The following is an 18,927-nucleotide window of genomic DNA, read 5'->3' on the forward strand; positions in this document are numbered from 1 at the left end:
GAATTAAAATATAGGAAAAGAAGGTTAAGCTGAAGATCAGAAATAGTGATTTGAAATCGATGAGCTGCAATTCAATCTCCAGTATAACCTCAAGGTCATACCTTTTTACCTGGAATCATTGTTTACATTATTTTTCCAAAGATCATTGAGGATATTTTTATTAGCACGTAAGCTATTGGCAAAGATGCTAGAAACAAGTACAGAAAAAATCCAAGTGAGCGAAGACATTTCATTATACGAACTTCAATGCTGTTCCCCCCGCGAATTACAGCACCATCATAACCTATTGCGTTGTCAAACCGCCTGAAATATGGATCATTCTGTTTCATGTATTTACCCCACTGTTTTTCTCCCCACTGTAAAGTTCTCTTTAATTTACTTTAATAGTAAATACAGATACTTCCTATAAATAGTTATCTTATTGAACTAATGTTAGTTCAATAGTGTTTCAGAGATATTGATAATACTAAATTAGTCAAATGGGTACAAAAAGCAGGCAAAATAGATGATACTGTCTCATTTACGTATTGTTTTTGGTCTTCGCCACAACATCTATTGAGGAACTTTTCCAAAAATTATTCTTAAAGTTTTAATCAATAACTTTAATTAGTAGCTTCTTTATTTTCAGCCTTTAGAGAGGCTATTCCTTCAGGATAAGAGATAAGGCATGCTTAAAGTTTCACAACCAGAATCTAAATCCGACCTTGAAGTAAGACTTGAAGCACTAGAAAAAAAGCTTTATACACACTTAAAATCAGAAAATAAAAATAATAAAAATCAGAGTGGGCCCGCTGAGATTCGAACTCAGGACCTCCGCCGTGTGAAGGCGACGTCATAACCATCTAGACCACGAGCCCATGAATTGAAATTGAAAATTAAAAGGGCTAAGCAACCATAAAATAGAACTTCCTATGTATAAGCTTATCGCTTGTTAATGATGCTCAGGGCTGCCTCCATGCGGTATGAAAGATTTTTTATATTTTACTCGATCTGATTCGGTTTTTATCCACGTTTTATCCACTGCCCAGCTTTTTTTTCACGCCGGCTGAACCAGCATTAATAATCTGAGATTCTATCTGTTTTGCCGGAGAATTTTTTCTCAGTGTCAATAAAGTAAATAAGTAATAAATGTTAATAAATGTTAATAAATCTAAAGACACTAATCTCAGTAAAGGGTTATAAATGATAGAAATCCTCAAAATTCTCTTCAGCATGCCTTTTTTGCTGTATTCATGTTATTCCGATCTTGAATCCCGCATGGTTTCAAATAAGGTCTGGAAATACATGCTTACAGCAGGCTCGATATTTATATTCTATGAGCTTTTTACCGTGGGGATTTCATATCTTATACAGCTTGTTTTTTCAGGAGTCATTGTTTTTACTGTCGTTTATATTCTTTTCCAGTTCGGGGCTTTCGGAGGCGGGGACGCGAAGGGGTTGATAGTGCTTTCAATCCTTTTTCCGACCTACCCGGTTTTTAAGATCTCAGGAGAAATATATCCCCTGCTCGGGCTTCCGCCTGTGGGGCTTTTTACTTTTACGGTGCTCGGGAATGCTCTCCTGCTGACAACAGCTGTCCCGCTAGGAATGTTCTGCTACAATCTCCTTCATTTCTCGCCCGAAATGGTCAAAAAACCGCTTTATATGTTCATAGGCTACAGGACTGAGATCTCTTCCCTGAAAAATAAGAAGCACCTTGGCCTGCTTGAAAAATTTGAGCTTAACGAAACCGGAAGTCTCAAAAGAGGGTTCGCCCGCACAGGACTTAATTTCGATGCAGACCAGAAACCTGAACTCGAAGAATATCTGAAAAAAGGGTTGATCGGGAAAGATGTCTGGGTTACTCCAGGTCTGCCGTTCATGCTTTCAATTACAGCGGGCTTTATAGCCGCAGTTATTTTTGGAGATTTGATCTTTTATACGGTTATACACCTTATAACAGGTTAACAGAGCAATTATTGTTTTCACTCGATTTAGCCTGCTGCTAGCCAGATTCATTTTAAGAGAATCTCTTTTTAGAAACTTACCTCTTCTGTACAACAAGCAGTCCGTAAAGCATTGTCTCAGGGACAGGCGGATTTTCAGGCGTGCCTCTTGCAATCCTTTCTTCAGGATAGCCCAGGTTTTCGCAGGTATAGAGTTCGGCTTCAATGCCCAACTCCTTCAGGACTTCCGCGACCTCAAGCGAGCCGAAATTCTCATCCGGCAGAAGAAATATATTTCTTCCATTCTTCAATTCCCGGATTAGTTCGGCTTTTGCAGGCTCGGGGTCTCTGCCATGGGCTGTAATTGCACAGAGATTTGTCAGGTTCACCCTGGTACGCGCACAGGCTACCTGCATTGAAGAAATTCCCGGAATCACCTTATCCTTCTCCCCTGCGAATTTTCCAAGCCCTGAAAACATTGGATCGCCTGTGGACAACACAACTGCATCTGCTGGCAGGAGATGAAGCGATTTGTAGTCCTTAATCGGTTTTGCTTCACAGTTAATGTATTTCTCAGCAATTTCAAGGGCTCTTTTTGAGCCATAAACCACAGAGGCTTTCCTTATGGCTTCTATTCCTTCTTCCGTGAGCATCCCCGGTCCAACTCCGACTCCTACCACAATCATTATTTTTCCCCTTTACCTGTCTATTTTAAGCTTTTCCATTCTTTCGTTTTAATTTTTCAGTAATTCCTGCTTAACTTTCTCTTTTGCTGTCCATGAGGACCGAGCCATCCCTGTCAATTACCACGATTCTTGCACCCTTCCCTTTTTCTATAGCCATCTCGAAGGCTTCTTTCAGGCGTGGGTGTTCAGGCTCTTTCTCAAGCATCTCGACAACAGTTGCATATCCGCTGCCTTCAAGCATATCAGGGTTTCCCCATTTAAGGGCAAGACCGGGAAGTCCACAAATAATTACATCGCCAGAGGCATATTCAAGCCCTTCCGAAATCCTGCTTCCGACCATAACAACGGTGTAATCAGGGAAAAGCATATGGGAATAGCGCATTCCTACCCTGCCTGTGGTCAGGACAACTTTATCTGTACAGCGAATAAGGTCTCCTTTCATCTCTCCAAGATGGTCATTCCAGGGCTCAACAAAACCTGTGCTCCCAAGTATGGAGATTCCGCCTTCCACACCTATCCTGCTGTTCAGGGTTTCCTTTCCGATCTTTTCCCCATCCGGAATTGAGATTATAACCTCGGCTCCTTTCAAACCCAGCTCATCTACGGCTTCCTTCACTGCTGCCTTTATCTGTTCCATTGGCTTCGGGTTAATAGCTGGCTGACCTTTTGGAACCTGGAGCCCGTCCCTTCTAACAATTCCTATGCCTTTTCCTCCGAGAATGCGGATTCCTTCGGATTCCCTGGCTTCGCCCACAAATTCAAGTCCCCGGGTAATGTCTGACTCATGATCGTTCTGAATCTTTTTTACAACTGCACGCCCCTGTGAGGCTTCGCTGACCTCAAGCTTAGCTCTCAGTCCAATAGGGGTGGGGACGGACACGCTGTCAACTGTTTTCCTGAGAGAAAGAACAGCGGCTTTTGCAGCAGCACTTGCTGTGGTTCCTGTAGTGTATCCTCTTTTGAGAACAGATCCATCACTTAGAACCACAACCATCCCGGATGCTACTTTTTTTTCAAGTTCTTCCCTGGGAATGCCGGCGCGGAGAATCCATTCCTCAGGAATCTTGAAATTGTTAACAGGATCTATCATGGAAGAATACTCGGAGGTTTTTTATTATAAATGTATTGACGTGAAAATCAGAAATGATATCAACTAATTTCCGGGAGAAGCCTTGCCGTACTTCAAAAGGAAGATCACTGAGTCTCGTCAGAAGCTAAACCCTGAACCAATTAAAAGCTAAAGAATCATAGAAAAAACCTGAACCAATTAAAACTAATGAATCATAGAAAAAAGTGTATAGAAAAGAGGTGGCATCATTCCAGGATCGGGGGATTTGTTTTTCGGAAATGGGGTTTTATCCTGGATTCTGGAACGATTGGGGGCGTTCCTTTCGGGATTTTTGGGGTTGGTGTGTGAAAAATAGCCTTGTGGAATGATGCCTATTCGGATGCCAGAACTTACCTGACACCAAGTACTAAATCATAAGTTATGTTATATAAATTTTAGGGAACCCAGAACATTTTTTTATATAAGAGTACATCAGCTGATTATTGAGATTACACTTATATGTTATTATATACTTGTGTAGATCAGGTTTATGATTATGTTTCTAACTCGACGGAGCAGATATCTCTTTAGAATCCAGTTACCTTACTTAAAGTAATTTTACTGGATTCTTGCAAACATGCGGTCCAGTTCTTCTTTCGTAAATGTGATCACAGTTGGCCTGCCGTGTGGGCAAGAGTAGGGGTTTTCAGCCTTTTTAAGCTGCTCTATGAGTTCCTCCATCTGCCCTGGGCTGCAGGCTGCTCCCGCTTTGATTGCAGCCCTGCATGCAAGGGTTTTGCAGACTCTTTCCGAAATTCCTGTATCCTTTTTAACTCTCCCTGAGGCTAGAAGATCAGAGATTACATCATGAATAATTTCCGAACCTTCGAGCCGTCCGAAAACCTCAGGCACGAAGGTAATCACATATGTATTATCTCCAAACTCTGAAATCCCGAAACCGTAGTCTTCAAGATAGGGAATATATTCTTCCATAAGCACTTTTTCTTTAGGGGTAAGATCTATTGTTACAGGTGTGATTAGCTCCTGCACCCTGGATTTTTTCATTCTTAGGATCTGCTCGTAAAGAATTCGTTCATGAGCAGCATGCTGATCAATAAGCACCAGGTCTTCCCCTTTTTCGGCAAGAATATACAGCCTAGAGAATTGCCCAATAACCCGCAAGTCTTCAAGAGAACCCTTATTTGTTTCCGGTTCTTTCCTGTTTTCAGGATTTCTATCGTCCGGAATTCCCTGTATTCCATCCTTAGAGGTAAAGTTCAGCAACCGTTCAGATTTTTTCAATTTCCTTTCAGTATCTTTTACTGGATAGGAGTATCTTTCAGCTTTTTCTCTCAGAGCTCCGCCGCTTTCAGGAAAGTTGGAGATCTCATGAGTACACTTTGTCTTTCCGGTCGCGCTTTTTCCAAAAATTTCCGCAGCTTCTGAGACCTGCAATCTATCCGAAGATTCTGAAATTTCGAAGGTTTTTTGAACCCGATCTTTTCTTTTCCTGATCTCGGGTACAAGATTACTTTCAGAAAGCACCTTCTCAATTGCAAGTGTGATCGCATCTCCAATCTCTTTTTCCCGGCTGAAGCGCACTTCGGCTTTACGGGGATGAACATTCACATCCACTTCCCTGGGATCAATAACAAGCGAAAGCACTGCCACCGGATAGCGTTCTTTTGGAATTCTGGTGTAATATCCTTCACGGACAGCTTTATTGATAGCTCTTGAGATCACCGGACGGGTATTTACGAAAAAGAAAAGCTGGTCACTATCTCTTCGCGTGATTTCGGGTTTTGAGATATATCCCCTGATCTCAAAGTCTTCTGTCCTGTACTCCAGGGGAAGCATTGAACGCGCTGTATCTGGTCCAAGCAGGTTTACAATACTTTTAAAAGGGTCGCTTGAACCCGCATTTCTTATGACTGGTTTTCCATCGCTCAGCAGGGTGAAAGAAATCTCCGGGTTTGCCAGGGCAAGACGCATGACCGTATCGGTAATATGGGCAAGCTCAGTACGGTCGCTTTTGAGATATTTCTGCCTTGCAGGTGTATTGTAAAACAGATCTTTTACATGTACGGATGTACCCGGAGCCGTGCCCGCATCCGAGGTTTCCAGTACTTTTCCCCCATGGATCACTATCTTTGTGCCTGTAATTTCTTCCTGCTGCCGGGTAAGAATTTCTACTTTTGCAACGGCTGTAATAGACGAAAGCGCTTCTCCCCTGAAACCCATTGTGGAAATAGTATCAAGGTCTTCGATAAACATGATCTTGCTCGTTGCATGTTTTTTATATGAGAGCAGGGCATCTTCCCGGCTCATCCCGCAGCCGTTGTCTCTGACAAGGATCGAACGTTTTCCACCTTTTTCAATTTCGATGCGGATTTCCGTAGCTCCAGCATCGATTGAATTGTCTATTAATTCCTTTACTACTGATGCAGGACGCTCTATTACTTCTCCTGCTGCAATTTTATTTATAGTATCTTTATCAAGGATTCGGATTCTATTTCCCTGAACTTTTTCCTTCCCTTCAGGATATTCTTTCTTCATTGCTTTACTCCGTCCAAATTAGAAAGGTTTTATCGTGTATCCTTTAATCGACCCTTCAATAAGCAGCTTTTCAGTTCATTGGGTTTACTCAGAGTTTTTTCAATTGAGTAATTTTTTCAGCTCATAAAGCTTATTCAGAGCCTCTATTGGTGTTATTTCTTCCACATTCAACTTTTTTAGAGCAGCTTCTACGGGGCTGGGTCTGTTTGCTTCTAATTGATTTCCACTGCTGCTTCCGGGATCAAAAAGCAACATCTGGGTATAACGTGCGGATGATCTGCTTTTTCTCTTTTTCCCATTCTCGCCATCTTCGGCTTCTTCAAGCACGTTTTCTCTTTCGAGTTCCTTAAGAATCTCATTTGCTCTTTCGATCACCTTTTCCGGGACGCCAGCAAGCCTTGCAACATGGATTCCGTAACTCTTATCTGTTGCACCTGGCACGATCTTTCGCAGGAAGACAAGTTCGTGACCCTCTTCTTTTACTGCAATATGGTAGTTTTTTACCCTTTTTAATTTCTTTTCGAGCGATGTAAGCTGGTGGTAATGGGTTGCGAACAGTGCCCTCATTCCAACTTTTCCTCTGTTATGCAGGAATTCCACAACGGCTTTTGCGATGCTGTATCCGTCATAGGTACTTGTTCCCCTGCCGATCTCATCAAGCAGCACAAGACTTCTTGGGCTTGCATTATTCAGAATATTTGCAAGCTCTACCATTTCTACCATAAACGTGCTCTGCCCACTTGCAAGGTCATCAAAAGCCCCTATTCTTGTAAAGACCTGGTCAATAATCCCTATTGAGGCATAGGATGCAGGGACAAAGGAACCTGCCTGAGCCATAATAGCGATAAGCGCAGTCTGTCGCATGTAAGTGGATTTACCTGCCATGTTCGGGCCTGTTATCAGCAAAAACTGGTTTTCCTTACAATCCATTTCGGTGTCGTTAGGCACAAAGCCGCTAGACACCGTTTTCTCAACTACTGGATGCCTTCCGTCCCGTATAAGGATTCTGCAATCGTCAGTAAGCTGGGGTCTTACATAATTGTTATTTTCTGCAGTTTCAGCGAAAGCCGCAAGGACATCAAGCAAACCTGTTCTCTCGGCAACCTCCTGAAGTTCTCTTGAATGGGCTGACAGCATATGCACGATTTCGGTAAAGATTTCATATTCGAGAGCTATAGCTTTTTCATTGGCAGTCAGGATAAGGCTCTCTTTCTCCTTGAGTTCTGGGGTAAAAAAACGCTCGGCATTTGCCATGGTCTGCTTTCTGATATAGTCTTCAGGCACCTGGCTGCTATTGGCATTTGTTACCTCTATGTAATATCCGAAAACCTTATTGTACCCCACTTTAAGGGATTTTATCCCGCTTCGTTCCCTTTCTTTCTGCTGGAAATTTGCAATCCACTGCTTGCTGCTGCTAGCGATATCCCGCAGCTCATCAAGTTCTGCACTGTACCCCGGCTTTATCATACCTCCTTCACGGACCGAGACAGGCGGGTCGTCAACAATTGCTCGATCTATTGTTTCAGTCAGGTCTTCAAGTTCAGAAAATGATGCAAGTCCGACTGCAATCTCCTTTAAAAGATCAGACTTGGCTGTCTCCATGAGGGAATCGCGGATAAGAGGCAGGACATCAAGTGATTTCTTCAGGGATATAAGATCCCTTGCGTTTGAGTTCCCGTACACTATCCTGCCTACGAGACGTTCTATATCCCTTACCTCGGAAAGCCAGCTCCGCAGGTCGTAGCGAAGCAGAGGATTTTCTACCAGTTCTTCCACAGCATCGAGGCGAAGGTTGATCTTCTCTACGGAAAGCAGAGGCTTCAAAAGCCACTTTTTCAGAGTACGGCTTCCCATTGGCGTTTTTGTGCAGTCCAGAATGCGATAAAGAGAATTTGCGTCCCCCTCATCCCGCACGTTTTTTACAATCTCAAGATTCCGCAGGGTTACGGAATCAAGAATCATGAATTCGGAGTTTGAGTAGGTTCTCAATGTATTGATATGTGAAAGCTCCCTCATTTGCGTTGTCTGGGCATATTCAAGAGCAGCCCAGGCTGAATAAATTGCAAAATCCAGTTTCTCACAGCCCATGCCTTCAAGGGTTGCAACTTTGAAATGTGCTTTCAGTCGCTCTGCGGCTTCCTCGATTTCTGAAACTTGAGGAGCAAATTCTTGCACAATAGTCTGAGCTTTCAGTCGGTCTGTAAGGTCGGAATTTCCATAAAGGGACGGAGGGAGGATGCATTCGGAAGGCCGCATGCGGGCAAGCTCGCTTAGAAGCTTTTCAAAGTTTTCCGAGTCCTGAAACTGCGTTGTAAGGAATTCTCCTGTCGAAATGTCCAGAAAGGAGACCCCAAGTTCTATTTCTTTTTTCGCATTCCTGCTGGACTTTCCGATTTCCCGCCCTGCAACTGCCATCAGGTAATTGTTAGAGGCATCCGAAAACATGGAAGAATCAATTGCCGTGCCGGGTGTGACCACCCTGACAACTCCCCGCTTTACAACTCCCTTTGCCTGCTTCGGATCTTCAAGCTGTTCGCAAATTGCCACTTTGTACCCTTTATTTATGAGCCTCGGCAGATAGGTGTCAATTGAATGGTAGGGTATTCCTGCAAGTGGCATTCTCTTTCCAGACCTGTCTTTCCCCCGGGCTGTAAGAGTGATTTCAAGTTCTTTTGCAATAATTTTAGCATCTTCTCCGAATGATTCGTAAAAGTCCCCCATACGGAAGAAGATCAGGGTGTCAGGATATGCTTTCTTGGCTTCATAATACTGACGCATTGCAGGGGTCAACGTTTCTTTCATTTTTTACTCACTGTAAGCCTTGAATGTTTCTGCATAAAGTTGTGAATTTTACAAAAAGTTCCGGGTATTTCAGGACTCCCTGAATACAACCTTATCCTATCAGGGTTTCCTGAAAAATAGCTAGTACTCTCTGGTGCTGGATAGTCAGATGCTATATTTTTTATTAAAATCATCCTTCTTATATATATTTAACAATTCGGTGTTGCAAGCCGTCTCGAAGGAGGATTTGCTCTGGAAAGGGAAAAACTCATTGAAGTTTGCCCTGTATGCGGAAACGCAGATTTATACTATGAAGTTGGCGGGTATGCTGGTACAGTTTACCATTGCAAGGAGTGCGGGTATATAGGAGCTTTCGTTATTGAGGCTAATGAAGAGATGATCGAAAAAATTCGGGAGAAGTATAAGCGTGAAAGATTAATGAAATGAGCAAAGATAAACAAGACTAATAATATTTATTGATATATAAATCATATTAATATATAAAAACACTGATAAATAATATTGATATATAAAATATTGGCATGTAAATAATACTGATATTGATAAATAATATTTTACATACTTGGAAAAATTTAACAGTGAGCTAAAAAGCCAATAATGTCGAGAATAATATGGGACAATGAGTAGAGATGTGTCAAAAATAAGACCTAATAAAAATTTTGGTGGGGCCGCTGAGATTTGGACTCAGGTCGCAAGACCCCCAGTCTTGCAGGATGGACCAGGCTACCCTACGGCCCCGCAGAGCAGGTTATACTTCTCAATGGCAAATCTCTTTCTTTGTTTGCCATCGTCAACTATTGTAATCAAATATGTAGTATAAATGAGTATCGGTAGAAGAAAGTCAAGATATTCTCTTTAACCTTTCTTCGCTTATAATTCGGAATTTACAGATATCACTATCTCTGGCTTTTCTAACATTACCTGCGCTGTCAAGGTTTTTGAAAATCAGCTTCGGAAGGCTTGCTCAGTATACTTTTTGCCCGCAGGACTCTCTGGATAATGGTAATGTGGGAAAATACGGCTATCAAAACTAGAGCCCAGCCAAGAAAACCTGAAAGCCCTCCCAAAGCCAGGATAATCATCCTTTCCGTGCGTTCGGCAATACCGACAGACAGTTTCCGGCAACCTGCGGATTCTGCGCGGGCACGGGTATAGCTTACCAGGAAGGAGCCAATCAGGGCATAGCCTGCCCATAGCCAGACCTCTATTTGCAGAATTGGGGGGAGAACAAGCCTGCCGTTAACCGCACCTGCGATTATCCCCAGGAACACTATGCCATCAGAGTAACGGTCGCAAACCGAATCAAGTACGCCCCCAAAAGGTGTGATCCGATCTTTTGCCCTTGCAACTCCCCCGTCAAGAACATCAAAGATCCCGCTGAAAAGGATCAGAAGCCCTCCCGCAAAAGGTTTTCCCAGTGTGAATGCTGCTCCTGCAGCCAAGCTAACGGCAAAACCCAGTAAAGTAAGGGTATTTGGAGACAAGGGAATCAGGCAGGCAAGGGGTATTATCAATTTTCTTGCGCTGTTCTTGAGTTCGTCAAAGATTTATATCCCATCCTTTTGCCAACTACATATATAGCTACTTATAAACTACATATATAGCTACTTATAATGATGATATCGTTGAACATTAGCTTATCTTTTGGAAAAATCTGCCAAGTTATTTTAATTTTCCTTCTGAAGATTTCTCACAGTCTTAGAGACAATTTTCTGCACAGAACACATATTGGACAGTGAAAAAATCCCATTCAGACCGAGAATTTTAGTAATTACCCTATATTACCCTACATGTTTCTGGTAGTTTCCCGACGATTTCTTATTAGAAAGAACCTTTAAGATTTCATGTTAGAAGGAATGCTTAGTGATATTCTATCAAAAAGGTAGTTTCAATGACCGTATTTGTTTCAATGACTGTATTTAAAAGGGACCTGTTAAGATAGAATAAACTTCACTAGCTTAAAATGATACGGAGTTGAAAAATGGAAATAGTAGAAAAGCACAGATCAAATTGTACGGAATGCGGACAATGCCTTGAAGTCTGTCCTCGCTACAATGATCTCTGCTTGATTGGCCGGCTTTACAGTTACCTTGAGGGGAAAGCAGAGATTGATTCCAAGTTCCTGTTGCGTTGCCTGACCTGTGGGCTCTGTGTGGATGCCTGCCCCGAGAATCTGGGAATTAAAATGCTTATTTCTCCTGCCAGACAGAAATGGGTTAATGAAAACGGGCTTACCGATAGGCAGACAATGGTAGATCCCGAGTCTAAAAACAACCTTTTCAGGAAAATTGCCGAGCTTGATGAAACCCATATATATAAGAAAAGCCCGGGATCGGTAGTGTATTTTCCCGGTTGTGCAGGAACATATATCAACAAAATCATGGCGCAGTCTACTGTTGCCCTGCTGGAGAAAGCAGCAGTCGATTATACTGTTCTTAGCGGGGTTGAGTACTGTTGCGGAGCCGTGTCCGCAGGTGCAGGCGATCCCGGACCTATGCGCAGAAATGGACAGCTCAATATTGAAGAAATTAGAAGAAGAGGAGCGAAAATTCTTATTACTGCCTGTCCGGGCTGCTTCAAAGCGTTTAAAGATATCTATCCGAGAATGTTTGAGAATCTTGATTTTCAGGTGCTGCATGTTTCCCAGTACCTTGAGCTTCTGGTAAGGGAAGGAAAACTTATTCCTGAGACTGTTCTCAAGCATAGAGTCTTTTATCACGATCCCTGCCATCTGACCAGGGCAATGGGCGTAAATCAGGAAGCGAGAGATGTGCTTAAGAGTATACAGGGTACTGAACTTGCCAACGAAACCACAGAAAATTCAGCCTGTTGCGGTTTCGGAGGTGGGGTAAGGGTTAATTACCCATCCGAGTCGCTAGATATAGCTTCCGATCGCTACAGGGCTGCTGAAAAATTGGGCTGCGATGTAATTATCACAAACTGTGGAGGCTGCATGCAGAATCTTATTGAAGCCGGGAAGGGTGAAATAATAAAAGTTTTCGACCTTGCAGAATATCTTTCCCTCGCCTGTGGAATAAAAATCGAGAGAGACGATACAAGAATGCTTGAACTCGTCAACAAAGCTTACAGGCTCTGCGTCTCAGGGTACGGAAAATCTGATGATTGCTGAGAAATATGTATATATATTTTTTCATTTTTAGGAGATTTCAATTAAGTAGCATAAAATAATTGAATAAATTAAATATGTCCCTCTTAAAAAAATAAACTTTGAAATTCTTCTAGAATATATAAATAACGATAAAATCAAATTAGAATTAAAACTAGCAGCTATCGCCTTGTTTATTCTTCAAAATGTTTAGGAATTAACAGGATGTCAGTTATTTATTCACAATAATTCTTGATTTATTGTATTTACTTCTTATAAAGTTCATATTTTTGGATTTACTTGAGGAAGTTTATAAAAGTCCGTTTTGATTATCTATTATTTATATTTTTTGATAATTTTATTTTGATTTCTTCCTCAATATACTTATAAAATGGGTAATACCAAAAAATATATATACAACCCCTAGTTTTGGTTTAGTTTTTTTAAAAAAATATATATAGAAGAAAAGTTACCTGTTTATTGAGACATCTAAAAGATGATAATCAGACGGGACTGATGAGGCATAAAAACACTACATTGTTAAAATGCTCATTAATCTCTGTCAGCATAATCATGAGTTTCTCATGATTTTGTCTCGCTTATGGTATCATGGTTTCCCACCCATGATACTCATGAGCTTCTTCCTGTACATTTCATGGTTTCATCCTGTGGCATGAGTCCACTACTTAAATATCACATATAATCATGATATTCAGGAAGAAGTGTCTTTAAACTTTAAAAACTAAAACGGAGGATGCAGTATTAGCAAAGAAGAATTGCTTCAGGAACTTGCAGACGCTATAATCTCCTGTAAGAAAGATACAGTACTCGCTGCTGTTGAAAAAGCTAAAGGAGAACTGGAGCCTTCCGAAATAATTGAAAAAGGGCTCGCTGCAGGTATGAATGAAGTAGGTATCCTTTTTGAGAGAGGAAAACTTTTCCTTCCACACGTAATGATGGCTGCCGATGCAATGACTGCAGGAGTTGAAGTTCTTAAGGATCTTATGCCTGAAGGGACTTCCGGCTCAAAGCTCGGTGTTATTGTGAACGGTACCGTAGAAGGTGACGTTCATGATATTGGAAAATCAATCGTGTCCACAATGCTCCAGTCTGCTGGTTTTGAGGTGCATGATATCGGACGTGACGTTCCAATCAGGAATTTTATTGAGAAGGCAAAGGAAGTCAATGCTGATATGATTGGACTCTCAGCCCTTATGACCACAACCCTCCAGGGACAGAAGGACGTAATCGAGCTTCTCAAGGAAGAAGGGCTCAGGGACAAAATAAAAGTCATGGTCGGTGGTGCACCTGCAACCCAGGCATGGGCGGACAAGATTGGTGCAGACTGCTATGCTGAAAACGCAAGTGAGGCTGTCGCAAAGGCAAAAGAGCTGCTGGCTTAAATTATTCTTATTTGGAGGCTAAAAAATGGCAAAAACTAATGCAGTTGCAGGATTTAATGCACTTAATGGCGTAGAATTAAACCTTTTTACTAATGAAGAACTCAAAGCAATACACTATGCTACCATGGAAGTTCTGATGAACCCCGGTGTTCAGGTTTCTGATCCCGAAGCAAGGCAGATCTTCAAAGAAAATGGCTGCGAAGTCGACGAGGAAACCAAAGTTGTAAAAATCCCTGAATATATTGTAAGAAAAGCTCTTCAGCTTGCGCCTTCCAGATTTGTCCTCTGGGGTCGCGATAAAAAATACAATACTGTACAGGAATGCGGCGGTAAAGTGCACTGGACCTGCTTTGGTACAGGAGTAAAGATGTGCAAATACCAGGACGGCAAGTATGTAACAGTTGACTCCGTTGAGCAGGACATTGCAGACATCGCAAAACTCTGTGACTGGGCTGAAAATATTGACTACTTCTCACTGCCAGTTTCTGCAAGGGACGTTGCAGGTCAGGGTGCACAGGATGTCCACGAGACTTTCACACCGATTGTAAACACATCTAAACACTATCATCACATAGACCCAGTCGGCGAAAACGTCGAATATTACTGGGACATCGTAAAAGCATACTATGGCGGCGACGAAGAAGAAGCAAGGAAAAAACCAATTTTCTCAATGCTGCTCTGTCCAACAAGCCCGCTCGAGCTCAGTGTAAATGCCTGTCAGGTCATAATTAAGGGCGCTCGCCTCGGAATCCCAGTTAATGTCCTGAGTATGGCAATGTCAGGGGGGTCGTCTCCTGTTTATCTTGCAGGCACGCTTGTAACCCATAATGCCGAAGTGCTCTCAGGAATTGTGCTTGCCCAGTTGACTGCTCCTGGAAGCAAAGTATGGTATGGAAGTTCCACAACGACATTTGACCTGAAAAAAGGAACTGCTCCTGTCGGATCTCCTGAACTCGGCTTGATAAGCGCCGCAGTCGCAAAACTTGCCCAGTTCTATGGCCTACCATCCTTTGTGGCAGGTTCCTAGTCTGATGCGAAGATCCCGGACAGCCAGGCAGGACATGAAAAAACTATTACCACCTTACTTCCAGCCCTTGCAGGAGCAAACACTATCTACGGAGCTGGAATGCTCGAACTCGGAATGACATTCTCAATGGAGCAGCTGGTAATTGACAATGATATTATTAGTATGGTCAAGAAGGCTATGGAAGGGATCCCTGTCTCAGAGGAAACCCTGTCAGTGGAATCAATCCAGAAAGTAGGCATCGGAAACAATTTCCTTGCCCTCAAACAGACCAGACAGCTTATAGACTATCCTTCCAGCCCAATGCTCATCGATAGGCGTATGTACGGAGACTGGGCAGCATCTGGTTCAAAAGATCTTGCAGCAGTCGCACATGAAAAGGTCGTGGACGTTCTTAAGAACCACCAGGTAAAACCAATTGATGCAGACATCCTCAAAGATATGCAGGCTGTTGTGGACAGGGCTGATAAAGCCTTCAGAGGCATGTAAAAACAGGAGCAGGAGATCTAAAAATGGCAAGCAAAGAAGAGATTTTAGCAAAAGCAAAAGAAGCGATTACTGAGTTCGATGAGGAAATGGCGGCTGAAGTCGCAGAAGAAGCCCTTGCTGCAGGGATTGATCCTGTAGAACTTATTGAAGAAGGATATACTGCAGGCATGCAGGAAGTAGGAGAGAAGTTTGAACAGGGATCTCTTTTCCTGCCTCATGTGATTGCAGCCGCAGAGGCTATGAAAGCAGGAATAGATGTCATTACACCGGAAATGGAGAAGCGTAAATCCGAGACAAAGAACCTCGGAACTGTTGTTATAGGAACCATAGAAGGTGACATTCACTCCATTGGAAAGGACATCGTAGCCTCCATGCTCAACATCGCAGGTTTCAAAGTTGTGGATCTTGGAAGGGATGTTCCTATTAAAACCTTCGTCGAAAAAGCAAAGGAACTCAAACCCCAGGTTGTCGCATCCTCCGCTCTTATGACAACCACAATGGTCAACCAGATTCAGATTGAAGAACAGCTGAAGGAAGCAGGCATCCGCGATCAGGTTAAAACCATGGTCGGAGGCGCTCCTGTAACCCAGGACTGGGCAGACAAGATCGGCGCAGACATCTATGGTGAGAGCGCTAACGATGCAGTCGCTAAGGTAAAAGCAGCCCTGAAAAGCTGAGAAACAGCCCTGGTAAACGGTTTAAACTGTAGAAAATGTGATCTTCGGAACACATTTTCTGCCACAGTTTATTGTGCAGTTTTTGCGGATTCTTGATGTTGATATAAGCAAGAAATATCTTGCAGACATTCGCAGGCTGCACCTTCTGGCTGTGGAATTGGGACTGGGAGATCCCCCATCCCTGAGGGAGTTCCACAGCATTCTGAAAAATGGAGGGACTTTTGTGGATTTAAAAACTTTAAAAAAACAGGAAAATAAAAGAAAAATCAGTAAAGGGTATATGTGGGCCCTTTTTTGTGCTGTTTTCTGGGGTCTCTGGTATCTGCCAGGAACTGTTGTCTGGGTACTCAACCCGTTCGATGAGATGTATGCCGCCATTGCCAAAGCAAGTGGAGACGGCATGTCCCTTGTTGTTACTGCTGTTCTGATCACTGCCTTCAATGCACTCACTGTTATGCTTGCGCTTATGGTCTGGAATGGAGTGCTTGGAAAGTACGGGGAACTGGGCAGGACTCTTAGGGAATTCCACCCCTGCTCCAAATGGTTCTTCCTTGCCTCGATCTTCGGTGGCCCGATAGCAATTCTCGGTTCTTTTATTGCTATGGGCTTTATAGGAGGAGCATTTGCAGCCGTTGCTGGCCTTCTTTATCCTGTTATAGGTTCGATTCTTGCCTATTACTGGTACGGAGAAAAAATCTCAAAGAGAGCAATAATCGGCATTGGAATCATTGTCCTTGGAGGTATTTCTATTTACGGCGGTGGAGTTCTGACAGAACTTTCTTCAGGTAACATCCCCTGGATAGGATATCTCGGAGGTTTGATGGCTGCTGCCGGCTGGGGCATTGAAGGTGCAATTGCAGGTAAAGGACTTGACATCGCAGAGCCGGATGCTGGGCTCACCCTTCGTTTCCTTGGAGAAAACATAATCTGGTGGGTTATTATCGTGCCGATTCTGGCAATCCTTGGCTTCCCGATGTACTCATTTGCATTCCAGGTTTTCGAGCCTTTAACTCTGCTGGTCCTAGTCTTCGCAGGTATCACATTTGGTTTCTGTTATGTTACCTGGTACAAGTCTTTCCCGCTTATAGGAGTTGGAAGAGGTCAGGGCATTGGAAACCTGTACGGGTTCTGCGCTGTTATATTCATATTCCTCTTCTTCGGAGACATGCCAGAGTGGACTATTATTTTAGGCGGTTTGCTCTGTATCATAGGGAGTTTCATCATGTTTACTGAAGATACAAGTGCACTTGAAACCCTGAGAGGTGAGTGAATGAGCCAAAGACGTCCTATTAAGTTCAGGATCCTAGAACTTTTCCTTGATGGGAAAGAGCACTGGAATTACGAGATTGTTTCGAAGATCCAGGAAGAATATGACATGAAGAGCGACTATGGCAGGGACAGCATCAACTTCGATATTATCGAACTGGCATCCGGAGGGATGTTGAAAGACCTGGAGCAGAAAGTTGACGAGAGCGGAATCTACAAAAAAGGTTTCCTTCTGCACAGGTACAGGATAACTGACTTCGGAATAACCAGGGCATCCGATGCCTGCCTTAGAGGCTTATAATCTCAAGGAGGGAAAACATGACACAAACAGCAGTGGCTCTGGAGGCTTACAACAATTACTGGGCGAATTCCTTCATACCGGCAGCCGATATCATGTGGATAGTTTTTATCCTGATTCTGGCAATAGTAGCCCTCTGGCAAGCCAGAACCTTTGTATCCAAATTCTGAACCCCAAAATACAGCTTATTAAATTGTATTTAAGATAAATGAAAAGGTGAGAAAAATGGCAACCGAATATTCTTTGCGTATGGGAGACGGGAAGAGAATCTTCCTTACAAAAGATAAGATCATGGAGGAGATTGAGGCAGGTACTGGAAATGCTGCCGACCTTGGTGAAATCCCTGCTCTGAATGCCAATGAAATCGACAAGCTTGCTGAAATCCTCATGATGCCCGGCAAGGCTGTGAGTGTGGAACAGGGCATGGAAGTTCCTGTAACGCACGATATAGGTACTATAAGGCTCGACGGTGACCAGGGCAATAGTGGCGTTGGAATTCCTTCAAGCCGTCTTGTTGGGTGCATGATGCACGAGAGGGCTTTTGGTGCCGACACAATGGAACTGGGACACATTGACTACAGTTTCAAGCCTGTAAAACCTGTTGTTTCAAACGAGTGCCAGGCAATGGAAGTCTGCCAGCAGAACATGATTATTCCGCTGCTTTACGGTGCAATGCCCAATATGGGACTCTATTATACCCCGGATGGTCCTTTCGAGAACCCTGGTGACCTTATGAAAGCTTTCAAGATTCAGGAAGCCTGGGAATCAATGGAACACGCTGCAGAACACCTGACAAGGGACACGGTCTGGGTTATGCAGAAACTCTTTGCCTCAGGAGCCGATGGGGTCAATTTCGACACAACAGGTGCAGCAGGAGACGCTGACGTGTACGGTACCCTCCATGCGGTCGAAGCCCTTAGAAAAGAGTTCCCTGATATGTACATTGAAGTAGGAATGGCAGGGGAAATGGTGCTTGGCATGCACGGAAACCTTCAGTACGATGGGGTGACCCTTGCAGGTCTGTGGCCTCATCAGCAGGCTCCTCTTGTTGCAAAAGCCGGAGCAAACGTTTTCGGTCCTGTCTGCAATACAAATACCAGCAAAACCTCAGCCTGGAACCTTGCCCGTGCAGTTACCTTCATGAAGGCAGCTGTGGAAGCTTCTCCAATTCCCTGCCACGTTGATATGGGCATGGGAGTCGGCGGAATCCCCATGCTTGAGACTCCTCCGATTGATGCAGTTACGAAAGCAAGCAAGGCAATGGTCGAAATTGCAGGCGTCGACGGCATATAGATCGGGGTCGGCGACCCTCTGGGTATGCCGATCTCCCACATAATGGCTTCTGGTATGACAGGAATTAGAGCTGCAGGCGACCTTGTTGCAAGGATGCAGTTCTCAAAGAACATGCGCATAGCCGAGGCAAAAGAGTACGTGGCAAAGAAACTCGGGGTCGATGTCATGGACCTTGTAGACGAGCATATCATGCGCGAGCTGCGTGAAGAACTCGATATCGGTGTAATCACCTCAGTCCCTGGAGCCGCAAAAGGCATTGCTGCGAAAATGAATATCGAAAAGCTGCTCGATATAAAGATAAATTCCTGCGACGTCTTTAGAAAACAGATAGCCTGAGGAAAGAGTTCAGGCAGC

General features: G+C 43.4%; 14 protein-coding genes, 2 tRNA genes and 2 pseudogenes. 10 read left to right on the plus strand and 8 right to left on the minus strand.

Going from position 1 to position 18,927, the window contains the following annotated elements; translation table 11 throughout:
* Positions 1–122 precede the first annotated feature (122 nt).
* Entirely contained in the window at positions 123–329 is a 207-nt protein-coding gene (locus MSTHT_RS10875) for a hypothetical protein (RefSeq protein WP_048167801.1), read from the minus strand.
* Positions 330–783: 454 nt separating this feature from the next.
* Positions 784–857: transfer RNA gene (locus tag MSTHT_RS10880), tRNA-Val, on the minus strand.
* Between the two features lie 325 nt (positions 858–1,182).
* On the opposite strand from MSTHT_RS10880, the gene MSTHT_RS10885 reads away from it, so the two are divergent.
* Positions 1,183–1,947, plus strand: a complete 765-nt coding sequence (locus MSTHT_RS10885) for an A24 family peptidase C-terminal domain-containing protein (RefSeq protein WP_048167802.1) — start codon at positions 1,183–1,185, stop codon at positions 1,945–1,947.
* A gap of 76 nt (positions 1,948–2,023) precedes the next feature.
* Here MSTHT_RS10885 and MSTHT_RS10890 read toward each other — a convergent pair whose 3' ends face one another.
* Positions 2,024–2,611 carry a cobalt-precorrin-7 (C(5))-methyltransferase gene (locus MSTHT_RS10890; RefSeq protein ID WP_048167803.1) on the minus strand — a complete coding sequence of 196 codons (588 nt, stop codon included), beginning with the start codon at positions 2,609–2,611 and terminating at the stop codon, positions 2,024–2,026.
* A 70-nt stretch (positions 2,612–2,681) separates the two neighbouring features.
* The gene (locus tag MSTHT_RS10895) at positions 2,682–3,701 is read right to left on the minus strand and encodes a cobalt-precorrin-5B (C(1))-methyltransferase (protein WP_048167804.1); all 1,020 of its coding nucleotides are present in this window, start codon (positions 3,699–3,701) and stop codon (positions 2,682–2,684) included.
* Between the two features lie 186 nt (positions 3,702–3,887).
* Between MSTHT_RS10895 and MSTHT_RS14610 the strand changes: the two genes are divergently transcribed.
* Positions 3,888–4,028 carry a hypothetical protein gene (locus tag MSTHT_RS14610; RefSeq protein WP_156149756.1) on the plus strand — a complete coding sequence of 47 codons (141 nt, stop codon included), beginning with the start codon at positions 3,888–3,890 and terminating at the stop codon, positions 4,026–4,028.
* Positions 4,029–4,277: 249 nt separating this feature from the next.
* On the opposite strand, the gene mutL is transcribed toward MSTHT_RS14610, so the two are convergent.
* The 4 genes from mutL to MSTHT_RS10920 all read right to left on the minus strand — a co-directional run bounded on the left by mutL (position 4,278) and on the right by MSTHT_RS10920 (position 10,507).
* Positions 4,278–6,215, minus strand: a complete 1,938-nt coding sequence (gene mutL, locus MSTHT_RS10900; RefSeq protein ID WP_048167805.1) for a DNA mismatch repair endonuclease MutL — start codon at positions 6,213–6,215, stop codon at positions 4,278–4,280.
* A 99-nt stretch (positions 6,216–6,314) separates the two neighbouring features.
* Positions 6,315–9,017, minus strand: a complete 2,703-nt coding sequence (gene mutS, locus MSTHT_RS10905) for a DNA mismatch repair protein MutS (protein WP_048167806.1) — start codon at positions 9,015–9,017, stop codon at positions 6,315–6,317.
* 660 nt (positions 9,018–9,677) lie between these two features.
* Positions 9,678–9,755 (minus strand) — tRNA-Pro (locus MSTHT_RS10915).
* Positions 9,756–9,946: 191 nt separating this feature from the next.
* Positions 9,947–10,507 (minus strand): CDP-alcohol phosphatidyltransferase family protein, encoded by a 561-nt coding sequence (locus MSTHT_RS10920; RefSeq protein ID WP_374756233.1) that lies wholly within the window; start codon positions 10,505–10,507, stop codon positions 9,947–9,949.
* Between the two features lie 491 nt (positions 10,508–10,998).
* Between MSTHT_RS10920 and MSTHT_RS10925 the strand changes: the two genes are divergently transcribed.
* The 8 genes and pseudogenes from MSTHT_RS10925 to mtbB all read left to right on the plus strand — a co-directional run bounded on the left by MSTHT_RS10925 (position 10,999) and on the right by mtbB (position 18,909).
* Positions 10,999–12,147, plus strand: coding sequence for a (Fe-S)-binding protein (locus tag MSTHT_RS10925; RefSeq protein ID WP_048167809.1), 1,149 nt, complete (start codon positions 10,999–11,001; stop codon positions 12,145–12,147).
* Between the two features lie 737 nt (positions 12,148–12,884).
* The gene (gene mtbC, locus MSTHT_RS10930; RefSeq protein ID WP_048167810.1) at positions 12,885–13,526 is read left to right on the plus strand and encodes a dimethylamine corrinoid protein MtbC; all 642 of its coding nucleotides are present in this window, start codon (positions 12,885–12,887) and stop codon (positions 13,524–13,526) included.
* 25 nt (positions 13,527–13,551) lie between these two features.
* Positions 13,552–15,039: pseudogene (mttB, locus tag MSTHT_RS10935) on the plus strand ([trimethylamine--corrinoid protein] Co-methyltransferase).
* Between the two features lie 23 nt (positions 15,040–15,062).
* The gene (locus MSTHT_RS10945) at positions 15,063–15,716 is read left to right on the plus strand and encodes a cobalamin B12-binding domain-containing protein (protein ID WP_048167811.1); all 654 of its coding nucleotides are present in this window, start codon (positions 15,063–15,065) and stop codon (positions 15,714–15,716) included.
* A 223-nt stretch (positions 15,717–15,939) separates the two neighbouring features.
* On the plus strand, positions 15,940–16,986 hold the full coding sequence (locus MSTHT_RS10950; RefSeq protein WP_048168547.1) for a DMT family transporter: 1,047 nt from the start codon (positions 15,940–15,942) through the stop codon (positions 16,984–16,986).
* A complete protein-coding gene (locus tag MSTHT_RS10955; RefSeq protein WP_048167812.1) occupies positions 16,987–17,283 on the plus strand; it encodes a hypothetical protein in 297 nt (98 codons plus the stop codon).
* A gap of 17 nt (positions 17,284–17,300) precedes the next feature.
* Complete coding sequence (locus MSTHT_RS14840) at positions 17,301–17,450, plus strand: hypothetical protein (protein WP_181952278.1); 150 nt, start codon at positions 17,301–17,303, stop codon at positions 17,448–17,450.
* A 55-nt stretch (positions 17,451–17,505) separates the two neighbouring features.
* Positions 17,506–18,909: pseudogene (mtbB, locus tag MSTHT_RS10960) on the plus strand ([dimethylamine--corrinoid protein] Co-methyltransferase).
* Positions 18,910–18,927: the final 18 nt, after the last annotated feature.

It is taken from the genome of Methanosarcina thermophila TM-1, assembly GCF_000969885.1.
GTDB lineage: Archaea > Halobacteriota > Methanosarcinia > Methanosarcinales > Methanosarcinaceae > Methanosarcina > Methanosarcina thermophila.

What these genes read in the sequence shown, in the direction of transcription:
- mutS (WP_048167806.1), bottom strand. Translation starts at nt 9,017, where the DNA reads ATGAAAGAAACGTTGACCCCTGCAATGCGTCAGTATTATGAAGCCAAG.
- MSTHT_RS14610 (WP_156149756.1), top strand. Translation starts at nt 3,888, where the DNA reads ATGAATCATAGAAAAAAGTGTATAGAAAAGAGGTGGCATCATTCCAGG.
- mutL (WP_048167805.1), bottom strand. Translation starts at nt 6,215, where the DNA reads ATGAAGAAAGAATATCCTGAAGGGAAGGAAAAAGTTCAGGGAAATAGA.
- MSTHT_RS14840 (WP_181952278.1), top strand. Translation starts at nt 17,301, where the DNA reads ATGACACAAACAGCAGTGGCTCTGGAGGCTTACAACAATTACTGGGCG.
- MSTHT_RS10890 (WP_048167803.1), bottom strand. Translation starts at nt 2,611, where the DNA reads ATGATTGTGGTAGGAGTCGGAGTTGGACCGGGGATGCTCACGGAAGAA.
- MSTHT_RS10955 (WP_048167812.1), top strand. Translation starts at nt 16,987, where the DNA reads ATGAGCCAAAGACGTCCTATTAAGTTCAGGATCCTAGAACTTTTCCTT.
- MSTHT_RS10945 (WP_048167811.1), top strand. Translation starts at nt 15,063, where the DNA reads ATGGCAAGCAAAGAAGAGATTTTAGCAAAAGCAAAAGAAGCGATTACT.
- MSTHT_RS10885 (WP_048167802.1), top strand. Translation starts at nt 1,183, where the DNA reads ATGATAGAAATCCTCAAAATTCTCTTCAGCATGCCTTTTTTGCTGTAT.
- MSTHT_RS10895 (WP_048167804.1), bottom strand. Translation starts at nt 3,701, where the DNA reads ATGATAGATCCTGTTAACAATTTCAAGATTCCTGAGGAATGGATTCTC.
- MSTHT_RS10875 (WP_048167801.1), bottom strand. Translation starts at nt 329, where the DNA reads ATGAAACAGAATGATCCATATTTCAGGCGGTTTGACAACGCAATAGGT.
- MSTHT_RS10925 (WP_048167809.1), top strand. Translation starts at nt 10,999, where the DNA reads ATGGAAATAGTAGAAAAGCACAGATCAAATTGTACGGAATGCGGACAA.